The following is a 12,553-nucleotide window of genomic DNA, read 5'->3' on the forward strand; positions in this document are numbered from 1 at the left end:
AAACACCTTCGGCGTTGTAAGGTTAAGCCTCACGGTTCATTAGTATCGGTTAGCTCAACGCATCGCTGCGCTTACACACCCGACCTATCAACGTCGTCGTCTTCAACGTTCCTTCAGGAGACTTAAAGTCTCAGGGAGAACTCATCTCGGGGCAAGTTTCGTGCTTAGATGCTTTCAGCACTTATCTCTTCCGCATTTAGCTACCGGGCAGTGCCATTGGCATGACAACCCGAACACCAGTGATGCGTCCACTCCGGTCCTCTCGTACTAGGAGCAGCCCCCCTCAATTCTCCAGCGCCCACGGCAGATAGGGACCGAACTGTCTCACGACGTTCTAAACCCAGCTCGCGTACCACTTTAAATGGCGAACAGCCATACCCTTGGGACCTACTTCAGCCCCAGGATGTGATGAGCCGACATCGAGGTGCCAAACACCGCCGTCGATATGAACTCTTGGGCGGTATCAGCCTGTTATCCCCGGAGTACCTTTTATCCGTTGAGCGATGGCCCTTCCATTCAGAACCACCGGATCACTATGACCTGCTTTCGCACCTGCTCGCGCCGTCACGCTCGCAGTCAAGCTGGCTTATGCCATTGCACTAACCTCCTGATGTCCGACCAGGATTAGCCAACCTTCGTGCTCCTCCGTTACTCTTTGGGAGGAGACCGCCCCAGTCAAACTACCCACCAGACACTGTCCGCAACCCGGATCACGGGTCTACGTTAGAACACCAGCCATTAAAGGGTGGTATTTCAAGGATGGCTCCACGCAGACTGGCGTCCACGCTTCAAAGCCTCCCACCTATCCTACACATCAAGGACCAGTGTTCAGTGTCAAGCTATAGTAAAGGTTCACGGGGTCTTTCCGTCTTGCCGCGGGTACACTGCATCTTCACAGCGAGTTCAATTTCACTGAGTCTCGGGTGGAGACAGCCTGGCCATCATTACGCCATTCGTGCAGGTCGGAACTTACCCGACAAGGAATTTCGCTACCTTAGGACCGTTATAGTTACGGCCGCCGTTTACCGGGGCTTCGATCAAGAGCTTCGCGTTGCCGCTAACCCCATCAATTAACCTTCCGGCACCGGGCAGGCGTCACACCGTATACGTCCACTTTCGTGTTTGCACAGTGCTGTGTTTTTAATAAACAGTTGCAGCCAGCTGGTATCTTCGACTGATTTCAGCTCCGTCCGCAGGGACTTCACCTACCTATCAGCGTGCCTTCTCCCGAAGTTACGGCACCATTTTGCCTAGTTCCTTCACCCGAGTTCTCTCAAGCGCCTTGGTATTCTCTACCTGACCACCTGTGTCGGTTTGGGGTACGATTTCGTGTTACCTGATGCTTAGAGGCTTTTCCTGGAAGCAGGGCATTTATCACTTCAGCACCGTAGTGCCTCGTCATCACACCTCAGCGTTAAAAGGTACCGGATTTACCTGGAACCTCCGCCTACATGCTTAAACCGGGACAACCGTCGCCCGGCTGACATAGCCTTCTCCGTCCCCCCTTCGCAGTAACACCAAGTACAGGAATATTAACCTGTTTCCCATCGACTACGCCTTTCGGCCTCGCCTTAGGGGTCGACTCACCCTGCCCCGATTAACGTTGGACAGGAACCCTTGGTCTTCCGGCGAGCGGGCTTTTCACCCGCTTTATCGTTACTTATGTCAGCATTCGCACTTCTGATACCTCCAGCATGCCTCACAGCACACCTTCAACGGCTTACAGAACGCTCCCCTACCCAACAACACATAGTGTCGCTGCCGCAGCTTCGGTGCATGGTTTAGCCCCGTTACATCTTCCGCGCAGGCCGACTCGACCAGTGAGCTATTACGCTTTCTTTAAATGATGGCTGCTTCTAAGCCAACATCCTGGCTGTCTGTGCCTTCCCACATCGTTTCCCACTTAACCATGACTTTGGGACCTTAGCTGGCGGTCTGGGTTGTTTCCCTCTTCACGACGGACGTTAGCACCCGCCGTGTGTCTCCCGTGATAACATTCTTCGGTATTCGTAGTTTGCATCGGGTTGGTAAGCCGGGATGGCCCCCTAGCCGAAACAGTGCTCTACCCCCGAAGATGAGTTCACGAGGCGCTACCTAAATAGCTTTCGGGGAGAACCAGCTATCTCCCGGTTTGATTGGCCTTTCACCCCCAGCCACAGGTCATCCGCTAATTTTTCAACATTAGTCGGTTCGGTCCTCCAGTTAGTGTTACCCAACCTTCAACCTGCCCATGGCTAGATCACCGGGTTTCGGGTCTATACCCTGCAACTTAACGCCCAGTTAAGACTCGGTTTCCCTTCGGCTCCCCTATACGGTTAACCTTGCTACAGAATATAAGTCGCTGACCCATTATACAAAAGGTACGCAGTCACACCCGAAGGTGCTCCCACTGCTTGTACGTACACGGTTTCAGGTTCTTTTTCACTCCCCTCGCCGGGGTTCTTTTCGCCTTTCCCTCACGGTACTGGTTCACTATCGGTCAGTCAGGAGTATTTAGCCTTGGAGGATGGTCCCCCCATATTCAGACAGGATACCACGTGTCCCGCCCTACTCTTCGAGTTCACAACCTGTGCATTTTCGTGTACGGGACTATCACCCTGTACCGTCGGACTTTCCAGACCGTTCCACTAACACACAAGCTGATTCAGACTCCGGGCTGCTCCCCGTTCGCTCGCCGCTACTGGGGGAATCTCGGTTGATTTCTTTTCCTCGGGGTACTTAGATGTTTCAGTTCCCCCGGTTCGCCTCGTTAACCTATGTATTCAGTTAACGATAGTGTGTCGGAACACACTGGGTTTCCCCATTCGGACATCGCCGGGTCAAGGGTTCATATCACCTCGCCGGCGCTTTTCGCAGATTAGCACGTCCTTCATCGCCTCTGACTGCCAGGGCATCCACCGTGTACGCTTAGTCGCTTAACCTCACAACCCGAAGATGTTTCACTTCTGATTGCGAAAATTTGAGAGACTCGAACACACATGAGCTGTGTGTCGTTTCAATTTTCAGCTTGATCCAGATTTTTAAAGAGCAAATATCTCAAACGTGACTCGCAAGTCAGTTTTGAGATATGACGGCAGGTGACTTTCACTCACGAACCAGCAAGTGGCGTCCCCTAGGGGATTCGAACCCCTGTTACCGCCGTGAAAGGGCGGTGTCCTGGGCCTCTAGACGAAGGGGACGTACAGTCTCAATCGCAAGACGCCTTGCTATTTACTTTTCATCAGACAATCTGTGTGGACACTACAAAGGCAGGTTCTTTAAGGTAAGGAGGTGATCCAACCGCAGGTTCCCCTACGGTTACCTTGTTACGACTTCACCCCAGTCATGAATCACAAAGTGGTAAGCGCCCTCCCGAAGGTTAAGCTACCTACTTCTTTTGCAACCCACTCCCATGGTGTGACGGGCGGTGTGTACAAGGCCCGGGAACGTATTCACCGTGGCATTCTGATCCACGATTACTAGCGATTCCGACTTCATGGAGTCGAGTTGCAGACTCCAATCCGGACTACGACGCACTTTATGAGGTCCGCTTGCTCTCGCGAGGTCGCTTCTCTTTGTATGCGCCATTGTAGCACGTGTGTAGCCCTACTCGTAAGGGCCATGATGACTTGACGTCATCCCCACCTTCCTCCAGTTTATCACTGGCAGTCTCCTTTGAGTTCCCGGCCTAACCGCTGGCAACAAAGGATAAGGGTTGCGCTCGTTGCGGGACTTAACCCAACATTTCACAACACGAGCTGACGACAGCCATGCAGCACCTGTCTCAGAGTTCCCGAAGGCACCAAAGCATCTCTGCTAAGTTCTCTGGATGTCAAGAGTAGGTAAGGTTCTTCGCGTTGCATCGAATTAAACCACATGCTCCACCGCTTGTGCGGGCCCCCGTCAATTCATTTGAGTTTTAACCTTGCGGCCGTACTCCCCAGGCGGTCGACTTAACGCGTTAGCTCCGGAAGCCACGCCTCAAGGGCACAACCTCCAAGTCGACATCGTTTACGGCGTGGACTACCAGGGTATCTAATCCTGTTTGCTCCCCACGCTTTCGCACCTGAGCGTCAGTCTTTGTCCAGGGGGCCGCCTTCGCCACCGGTATTCCTCCAGATCTCTACGCATTTCACCGCTACACCTGGAATTCTACCCCCCTCTACAAGACTCTAGCCTGCCAGTTTCGAATGCAGTTCCCAGGTTGAGCCCGGGGATTTCACATCCGACTTGACAGACCGCCTGCGTGCGCTTTACGCCCAGTAATTCCGATTAACGCTTGCACCCTCCGTATTACCGCGGCTGCTGGCACGGAGTTAGCCGGTGCTTCTTCTGCGGGTAACGTCAATCGCTGTGGTTATTAACCACAACGCCTTCCTCCCCGCTGAAAGTACTTTACAACCCGAAGGCCTTCTTCATACACGCGGCATGGCTGCATCAGGCTTGCGCCCATTGTGCAATATTCCCCACTGCTGCCTCCCGTAGGAGTCTGGACCGTGTCTCAGTTCCAGTGTGGCTGGTCATCCTCTCAGACCAGCTAGGGATCGTCGCCTAGGTGAGCCGTTACCCCACCTACTAGCTAATCCCATCTGGGCACATCCGATGGCAAGAGGCCCGAAGGTCCCCCTCTTTGGTCTTGCGACGTTATGCGGTATTAGCTACCGTTTCCAGTAGTTATCCCCCTCCATCAGGCAGTTTCCCAGACATTACTCACCCGTCCGCCACTCGTCAGCGAAGCAGCAAGCTGCTTCCTGTTACCGTTCGACTTGCATGTGTTAGGCCTGCCGCCAGCGTTCAATCTGAGCCATGATCAAACTCTTCAATTTAAAAGTTTGATGCTCAATGAATTAAACTTCGTAATGAATTACGTGTTCACTCGTTGAGACTTGGTATTCATTTATCGTCCGAGGACGTTAAGAATCCATGTCACTTTGAGTGCCCACACAGATTGTCTGATAAATTGTTAAAGAGCAGTTGCGACGCGCTTCAGCGCTCTGTCGCGAGGTGGCGTATATTACGCTTTCCTCTTTCAGAGTCAACCCTGATTTTCAGGATTTTTTCTCTTCAACCGACCGGGTTGTTTGTGAAGTGATTCACATCCGCCGTGTCGATGGAGGCGCATTATAGGGATCCCAGTTTTTAGCACAAGTATTTTTTAGATCTTTTTTTCCAACTGATGATTTTCCGTGCTTTTCGCTGAAAACCCACCCGATCCGCTTAAAAATTGACGCATTTTGCCTTGCCTCGATCCAGGAATACGATCAAAGTCTTCTTTAATAGCGCTCATCTGTATCGAGGTAGATATGTTTGCAGTATTACGTCCTTATAAAGATCTGTTCCCCCAAAAAGGCGATCGCGTGATGATCGATGCCAGCAGCGTGGTCATTGGTGATGTTCGCATGGCCGATGATGTCAGCATCTGGCCACTCGTCGCGATCCGGGGCGATGTTAACTATGTTGCAATCGGTGCACGCACCAATATTCAGGACGGCAGCGTGCTGCATGTGACTCATAAATCATCTTATAACCCTGAGGGCAATCCGCTCATCATTGGGGAAGATGTTACCGTCGGTCATAAAGTAATGCTCCACGGCTGCACAATCGGTAACAGGGTTCTCGTTGGGATGGGATCGATTTTGCTGGATGGCGTCATAGTAGAAGATGACGTAATGATTGGCGCAGGAAGCCTAGTTCCGCAAAACAAACGCCTGGAAAGTGGCTATCTCTATTTAGGCAGTCCGGTTAAACAGATCCGCCCCCTAAAAGAGGCGGAGATCGAAGGATTGAAATACTCAGCGAACAATTACGTTAAATGGAAGAATGACTATCTGGATCAGGATAACCAGACCCAGCCCTGATCGTCTTCCTGCTGTACGCGGATCAAATCGCTGGCTTCCTCTTCCAGATCCCAGCGATTTTCACAAAAGAGCGCTAACGGATCTGAACCACCAAAGCGCTGAAGCAACGTCTCCCCTTTAATCGCAAAGGTGAGCTGCATTCCATGCACCAGCACCGGGAAACACACCGCTTGCTTGTTTTCATCCCAGATTTCTCTGTCGGGAAAATGAATCGCCTGATTCATGCCATCAGTTCCTGTTTCAGCTTTTCGATCACCGGTTCTACAGCAGGTAACACGCCATGCCAGAGTAGCACCGCATGAGCCGCCTGCCCCACCAGCATGCCCAGACCATCAGCCACATGTTTTGCCCCCTGTTGTTCGCACCAGGTCAGAAATGGCGTTTTCCCTTTTTGATAAAACATGTCATAGGCGTAGATGTGGGAATGAACCAGGGATGCAGGAATCGCCGGGATCTCTCCATTAATACCGCTTGAGGTGGCATTAATCACAAGATCAAATTCGTGACCCGCGAGATCCTCAAGTGCTACCGCAGCTACGCTGCCTGTGTGTGCGAACAACGCCGCCAGCTCTTCTGCTCTGGAGAAAGTACGGTTGGTGATTGTCACCGCACAATCCAGCGAAAGAAGAGGAAGCAATACACCGCGCGACGCGCCACCCGCACCGATCAGCAGGATCCGAAAGCCTGGTTTAATAAACGACAGTCGCTCCAGATCGCTGAGTAAACCAATGCCATCGGTGTTATCGCCAAGAAGGCGACCATCTTCAAGCCGCTTAAGGGTATTGACGGCGCCAGCGAGCGACGCACGCTCGGTCAGCTCATCTGCACGCCCGAAAGCCTCTTCTTTAAAAGGCACCGTGACGTTCGCACCTTTACCACCCGCATCAAAAAAGTTATTCAGCGTCGGTATAAATGCATCAACAGGCGCAAGAACCCGACCATACGGGTGATCTATCTGCAATTGCTCTGCAAACAGCTGATGGATCAGAGGCGACTTGCTGTGCGCGATCGGGTTACCAAAAACAGCATAGGTTTCCATCACATTATCCCTGGCGAAAACGTTCGCCGGTCAAGGCATCGCGAATTTCTGACGGGTTAAGACGGCCACCGGTTTCACCGACGGCTACCGGGAAATCACTCCCGAACTGCGCCAGAACTTCTTCGGTTGTCCGACAGGGGGGAAGCCCGGTCAGGTTGGCGCTGGTTGAAACCAGAGGTTTACCAAATGCCTGGCATAACTCCACCACCAGCGGATGGTCGGTAACGCGTACCGCAAGTGAATCGAAACGCCCGGTTAACCAGCGCGGCGTTGTCGGTTGTGCAGGAAAAACAAACGTCACGGGACCAGGCCACGCAGAGAAAATGGTTTCCCGCTGTGCAGGCGTCAGCATGGAATCATCAATATAAGGCTTAAGCTGCGCGTAGTTCGCAGCGATCAAAATCAATCCTTTTTCGACAGGCCGTTGTTTTAGCGCCAGCAGACGGTTAACGGCGACTTCGCTGTCAGGATCGCACCCGACCCCGAAAACGGCTTCTGTTGGATAGGCGATGACTTCTTCTTTTTTCAGGATTTCCACCGCCTGCGCGATGGAGCCTGATGGCAGGTTATTATTCACTGATTTGATCCGCCGAAACCGGCTTTCCACATTGTTTATTGGCGCAAAAGCGTTTCAAGCCTTGCGCGGTTTTCTTTTCTATAAGTAACGGATAATCGCAATGAGGGCAGACGCCCGCTACTGGTTTGAAATTGATAACGAACTGGCATTCAGGATAGCGATCGCACGAATGGAAGGTCTTGCCATAACGAGAGCGGCGCTGCACCAATTGACCACGCTGGCACTGAGGGCAGGCAATTGCCGTTTCATCTGGTTTATCAATTTGTTCCGTATGATCACATTCCGGGTAGCGGCTGCATCCGATAAACATCCCGAACCGCCCCTGCCGCAGCGCCAGTTCGCCGCCGCAGAGCGGACAAAGCTGTCCCTCCAGAATTTTGACGATATGTCCGTCCGCCTGGCTCTTCAGGGAACGGACATAATCACATTCCGGATAGTGTGAACAACCGAGAAACGGACCGTGTTTCCCGGACCGAATGACAAGTTCAGCCCCACACTGTGGGCAGGGCTCGTTTTTATGCACCGTGAAGAGTGCTGATTTGGCCATAACAACTCTTGTTGCTGCACATAGAATTAATGCAGCATACCTTCATTCACTTCAAAGAGTAATTCTTCCATTTGCTGATAGGCATTTTCACAGCCTGGAATGTTGAACAGCACCATCAGGATCACCCATTTCAGATCTTCCAGTTCAAATTCAGCAGTATCCAGCGCCATGACGCGCTCTATCACCATCTCTCTCGTTTCGAGGTTTAGCACCTGAATCTGCTCGAGGAATAAAATGAATCCCCGGCAGCTGGCATCCAGCCTTTCACACTCTTCAGCTGTATAGATGCGCACAGACAATGGGTCAGAAGCAAGCTGCATCGGTTCGGCGAGGCCGTCCTGATAATCAGCCAACTTATCCAGCCACATCAACGCATTATAAATATCTTCCCGCTCAAAACCTGCGTCGGTCAGATCCCGTGTTAATTTGTCCTGATCCACCTGCATTTCTGCTTCGTTGTGGATGTAAGTCTCAAACAAATACATCAGTACGTCGAACATGGCATGCCCTCCTTAATCGGACATAGCCGCCGGGTACAGCTGCGATCCACCCTGCTAACTCCAGTTCGAGTAGCTGTGCTACCGTTACTGGCACAGGTTGGCCGGCACGTTCAGCGACAACGTCAACAGGTGTTACCTCATCTCCTACGTTAGCCAGGAGCTTGGGAAATGGCAATGCTACGGCCTCCTGATCCGATGAAATATGTCGCTTTTGGAGATCATCCTGCAACCAATGCAATCCATACTGCAAATTTTCCAGGATATCCTCTTTACAGGTCACCAGCGTCGCTCCCTGTTTTATCAGCCAGTGAGGTCCTTCGCAGCCAGGGTTCCCCAACAGGCCGGGCAGCGCAAAAACTTCACGCCCCTGCTCCAGTGCGCACCTTGCGGTAACCAGCGATCCACTTCGAATCGCAGCTTCGACCACCAGCACGCCCTGGCTTAACCCGCTGATGATCCGGTTACGCCGTGGAAAGTTACCCGGTCTGGGCGATGTCGAAAGTGAAAACTCAGATACTATCGCCCCCTCAGAAGCGATAAGTTGCTCAGCCAGAATGTGATGACGACGCGGATAGAGACTAAAAAGACCATTGCCAAGCACGGCGACACTTCGCCCTTTCGCTGACAACGCCGCATGATGTGCCACACCGTCGATGCCGCAAGCCAGGCCACTGGTGATCGTAAAGCCACATTGGGACAGCTGTTCACTGAGCATTTTCCCCCAACGCTCGCCGTACCACGAGGGCGCACGGCTGCCAACAACCGCAAGCTGCATGCTATTAAGTACGTCAACGCGGCCTCGCACAAAGAGCGCCCCGGGAAAATCAGGTATAGAACGCAACAATGGCGGAAAACGAGGATCATCCGCCGTGAGAAGGTGGTTGTCGGTGTGTTCCAGCCATTCCAGACTACGTTCAAGCTCACTCTCGCTGAACGAAAAAAACTTTACGGCATGTTTGGGCGAAAGCCCTGCCGCGTTGACAGCTTCAGCATCGACGGTTGCCTGGCGAAGCAGCCTCTGCGCAATCTCCAGCATCGCGTCACCGTATAACGACCCGATGTTTATAAGCCGTAACCATATCTCTGTGGACGTCATCCTTTTCCCTGCCATAAGCAGCCTCAGCAATCTTTGCGATTGGTCACTGATGCTGTCAATCGACCGGGGATTTGTCTAGAATAGAAGTAATATTCTTATCAACTCCTGAACACGACTCTGGAAATTTATGGCAGTTTTGCAAGTGTTACATATTCCTGACGAGCGTCTTCGCATCGTCGCGGAACCGGTTAAAGAAGTGAATGCAGAAATTCAGCGTATCGTCGATGATATGTTCGATACCATGTACGCAGAAGAAGGCATTGGCCTGGCGGCGACCCAGGTAGACATTCACAAGCGTATTATCGTGATCGACGTTTCTGAAAATCGCGATGAGCGTCTGGTGCTGATCAACCCTGAACTGCTTGAAAAAAGCGGCGAAACAGGCATTGAGGAAGGCTGTCTGTCTATCCCTGAACAGCGCGCTTTGGTGCCACGTGCCGAAAAAGTTAAAATTCGCGCACTGGATCGTGACGGCAATCCGTTTGAGCTGGAAGCCGACGATCTGCTGGCGATTTGCATTCAGCATGAGATGGATCACCTGGTCGGTAAACTGTTCATCGATTACCTCTCACCTCTGAAGCAACAGCGTATTCGTCAGAAAGTTGAGAAACTGGATCGTTTGCGTTCTCGCGCTTAACGCCCCCCGGATACAAGGAATAACGTGTCTACATCACTACGTATAATCTTCGCGGGTACCCCTGATTTTGCAGCGCGTCATCTCGACGCGCTGCTATCGTCTGGTCATCAGATTGTTGGCGTATTTACTCAGCCGGATCGACCGGCTGGCCGCGGTAAAAAACTGATGCCTGGCCCGGTTAAAGTACTGGCAGAAACGCATGGTTTACCGGTATTCCAGCCTGCGTCATTACGACCTGAGGAAAACCAGCAGTTAGTGGCAGACCTGAACGCTGACGTGATGGTAGTTGTGGCTTACGGCCTCATTCTGCCAAAAGCGGTACTCGATATGCCCCGCCTGGGCTGTGTTAACGTTCATGGTTCTTTGCTCCCACGCTGGCGCGGTGCAGCCCCTATTCAGCGCGCTCTGTGGGCAGGCGATGCTGAAACTGGCGTGACAATCATGAAGATGGACGTAGGTTTAGACACGGGCGACATGCTGTATAAACTGGCGTGTCCCATTACCGCAGAAGATACCAGCGCCACGCTGTATGACAAGCTGGCGGATCTCGGTCCGCAGGGGCTGATTGAGACGTTGCAACAGCTTGCTGACAATACAGCGACATCTGAAGTGCAGGATGAGGCACAGGTGACCTATGCTGAAAAACTTAGTAAAGAAGAAGCCCGGATCGACTGGTCCCTGTCAGCAGCTCAACTCGAACGCTGCATCCGCGCCTTTAATCCGTGGCCGATGAGCTGGTTGATGATTGATGAGCAGCCAGTGAAAGTCTGGAAAGCTTCAGTTATTAACGGCAATACATCAGCAGAGCCCGGTACGATTATCGACGCCAGCAAAAACGGTATCCAGGTTGCGACCGGAGAAGGGATCCTGAATCTTGAATCGCTGCAACCGGCCGGTAAAAAGGCAATGAGCGCGCAGGATCTATTAAATTCCCGTCGTGAATGGTTCATCCCTGGCAATCGTCTTGCCTGAACAAATTTACTCTTAAGGCCCGGTGTTTCCGGGCATTTTTATTTTTACGGTTATGAAAAGACAAAATCTACGCACTATGGCGGCTCAGGCCGTTGAGCAGGTTATTGAGCAGGGCCAGTCACTGAGTAATGTCCTGCCTCCACTGCAACAAAAGGTTTCCGATAAAGATAAAGCGCTGCTTCAGGAGCTGTGCTTTGGCGTGCTGCGTACCCTCTCTCAGCTTGAATGGTTAATTAATAAGCTGATGTCACGCCCGATGAGCGGCAAGCAACGTACCGTGCATTATTTGATCATGGTCGGTTTCTACCAGCTTCTTCATACCCGCATTCCACCTCATGCTGCGCTGGCTGAGACAGTGGAAGGTGCCGTTGCGATTAAACGTCCCCAGCTGAAAGGATTGATTAACGGCGTGCTGCGTCAGTTCCAGCGTCAGCAGGACGAACTGCTGGCAGAATTTGCGCAAAGCGAAGCGCGCTTCCTGCATCCAGAATGGCTGCTGAATCGCCTTAAAAAAGCCTACCCACAGCAATGGCAAGACATTGTGGATGCCAATAACCAACGTCCGCCGATGTGGTTACGCGTCAATCGTAACCATCATACCCGCGACGCATGGCTGGCCCTGCTGGAAGAGACCGGAATGAGCGGCTTCACACACGCGGCTTATCCTGATGCGGTTCGTTTAGCCTCCCCTGCACCGGTACATGCATTACCCGGTTTTGAAGAGGGCTGGGTAACGGTACAGGACGCATCCGCTCAGGGGTGCATGGCCTGGCTTGAACCGAAAGACGGGGAGCAGATCCTTGATCTCTGTGCAGCGCCAGGGGGAAAAACAACGCACATTCTGGAAGTGGCGCCGCAGGCCAGCGTGATGGCCGTGGATGTTGATGAGCAGCGTCTTTCACGCGTCTATGACAACCTCAAGCGTCTGGGTATGAAAGCACAGGTTAAGCAAGGCGATGGACGTAAACCCGCAGACTGGTGTGGTGATACCCGGTTCGATCGTATTTTGCTGGACGCCCCCTGCTCTGCAACCGGCGTAATTCGTCGTCATCCCGATATCAAATGGCTGCGTCGCGATCGTGATATCAAGGAGCTTGCCCAGTTGCAATCCGAAATTCTGGATGCCATCTGGCCGCATCTCAAACCCGGCGGAACCCTGGTGTATGCAACCTGCTCTGTTCTTCCGGAAGAAAACAGTCAGCAAATTGCGGCTTTCCTGAAGCGCACCCCGGACGCGACGCTGCATGATACGGGAACACCTGAGCACCCGGGTCTGCAAAACCTGCCGGGCGCAGAAGAGGGTGATGGCTTCTTTTACGCTAAGCTAATCAAAGAGTGATGTTGAGAA

At 52.4% G+C, this 12,553-nt stretch carries 10 protein-coding genes, 1 tRNA gene and 2 rRNA genes; 4 read left to right on the forward strand and 9 right to left on the reverse strand.

The genetic code is table 11. The features are described 5' to 3' along the window. Window positions 1–18 precede the first annotated feature (18 nt). From O1724_RS20880 to O1724_RS20890, 3 genes are all read right to left on the reverse strand, one after another. Window positions 19–2,921 (reverse strand): 23S ribosomal RNA (locus O1724_RS20880). 182 nt (window positions 2,922–3,103) lie between these two features. Continuing rightward, window positions 3,104–3,179 (reverse strand) — tRNA-Glu (locus tag O1724_RS20885). 84 nt (window positions 3,180–3,263) lie between these two features. Further along, a 16S ribosomal RNA gene (locus tag O1724_RS20890) occupies window positions 3,264–4,805 on the reverse strand. Together the 16S and 23S rRNA genes with 1 tRNA gene alongside form the textbook arrangement of a ribosomal RNA operon. Window positions 4,806–5,282: 477 nt before the next feature. On the opposite strand from O1724_RS20890, the gene O1724_RS20895 reads away from it, so the two are divergent. Further along, window positions 5,283–5,837, forward strand: a complete 555-nt coding sequence (locus tag O1724_RS20895) for a gamma carbonic anhydrase family protein (RefSeq protein WP_003863357.1) — start codon at window positions 5,283–5,285, stop codon at window positions 5,835–5,837. On the opposite strand, the gene O1724_RS20900 is transcribed toward O1724_RS20895, so the two are convergent. Genes O1724_RS20900 through dprA form a run of 6 tightly spaced genes read right to left on the reverse strand, consistent with a single transcriptional unit; the run spans window position 5,813 to window position 9,596 of the window. Continuing rightward, window positions 5,813–6,061: a DUF1488 family protein gene (locus O1724_RS20900; protein WP_126297434.1), complete on the reverse strand. Its 249-nt coding sequence runs from the start codon at window positions 6,059–6,061 to the stop codon at window positions 5,813–5,815. The two genes, O1724_RS20895 and O1724_RS20900, sit on opposite strands and share 25 nt — an antisense overlap. Beyond that, window positions 6,058–6,876 carry a shikimate dehydrogenase gene (aroE, locus tag O1724_RS20905; RefSeq protein WP_022651938.1) on the reverse strand — a complete coding sequence of 273 codons (819 nt, stop codon included), beginning with the start codon at window positions 6,874–6,876 and terminating at the stop codon, window positions 6,058–6,060. The genes O1724_RS20900 and aroE overlap by 4 nt, the downstream gene beginning before the upstream one ends. Before the next feature lie 4 nt (window positions 6,877–6,880). Next, window positions 6,881–7,453, reverse strand: a complete 573-nt coding sequence (gene tsaC, locus O1724_RS20910; RefSeq protein WP_003863353.1) for an L-threonylcarbamoyladenylate synthase type 1 TsaC — start codon at window positions 7,451–7,453, stop codon at window positions 6,881–6,883. Next, window positions 7,446–8,000 carry a DNA topoisomerase family protein gene (locus O1724_RS20915; RefSeq protein WP_126297435.1) on the reverse strand — a complete coding sequence of 185 codons (555 nt, stop codon included), beginning with the start codon at window positions 7,998–8,000 and terminating at the stop codon, window positions 7,446–7,448. Before O1724_RS20915 ends, tsaC begins: the two co-directional genes overlap by 8 nt. 26 nt (window positions 8,001–8,026) lie before the next feature. Beyond that, window positions 8,027–8,500 (reverse strand): DUF494 family protein Smg, encoded by a 474-nt coding sequence (gene smg, locus O1724_RS20920; protein WP_000460665.1) that lies wholly within the window; start codon window positions 8,498–8,500, stop codon window positions 8,027–8,029. Continuing rightward, window positions 8,472–9,596 (reverse strand): DNA-protecting protein DprA, encoded by a 1,125-nt coding sequence (dprA, locus tag O1724_RS20925; protein ID WP_126297436.1) that lies wholly within the window; start codon window positions 9,594–9,596, stop codon window positions 8,472–8,474. Before dprA ends, smg begins: the two co-directional genes overlap by 29 nt. A 127-nt stretch (window positions 9,597–9,723) precedes the next feature. Here dprA and def point away from each other — a divergent pair, with 127 nt between their 5' ends. From def to rsmB, 3 genes are read left to right on the forward strand one after another with little or no spacing between them, the layout of a single operon-like run. Further along, a complete protein-coding gene (def, locus tag O1724_RS20930; RefSeq protein ID WP_006812188.1) occupies window positions 9,724–10,233 on the forward strand; it encodes a peptide deformylase in 510 nt (169 codons plus the stop codon). Window positions 10,234–10,257: 24 nt separating this feature from the next. Further along, window positions 10,258–11,205 (forward strand): methionyl-tRNA formyltransferase, encoded by a 948-nt coding sequence (gene fmt / locus O1724_RS20935; protein ID WP_022651942.1) that lies wholly within the window; start codon window positions 10,258–10,260, stop codon window positions 11,203–11,205. A 52-nt stretch (window positions 11,206–11,257) separates the two neighbouring features. Beyond that, window positions 11,258–12,544: a 16S rRNA (cytosine(967)-C(5))-methyltransferase RsmB gene (gene rsmB / locus O1724_RS20940; protein WP_032645971.1), complete on the forward strand. Its 1,287-nt coding sequence runs from the start codon at window positions 11,258–11,260 to the stop codon at window positions 12,542–12,544. Window positions 12,545–12,553 lie beyond the last annotated feature (9 nt).

The sequence above is a fragment of the Enterobacter cloacae complex sp. HYC074_NIDB genome, assembly GCF_056673345.1.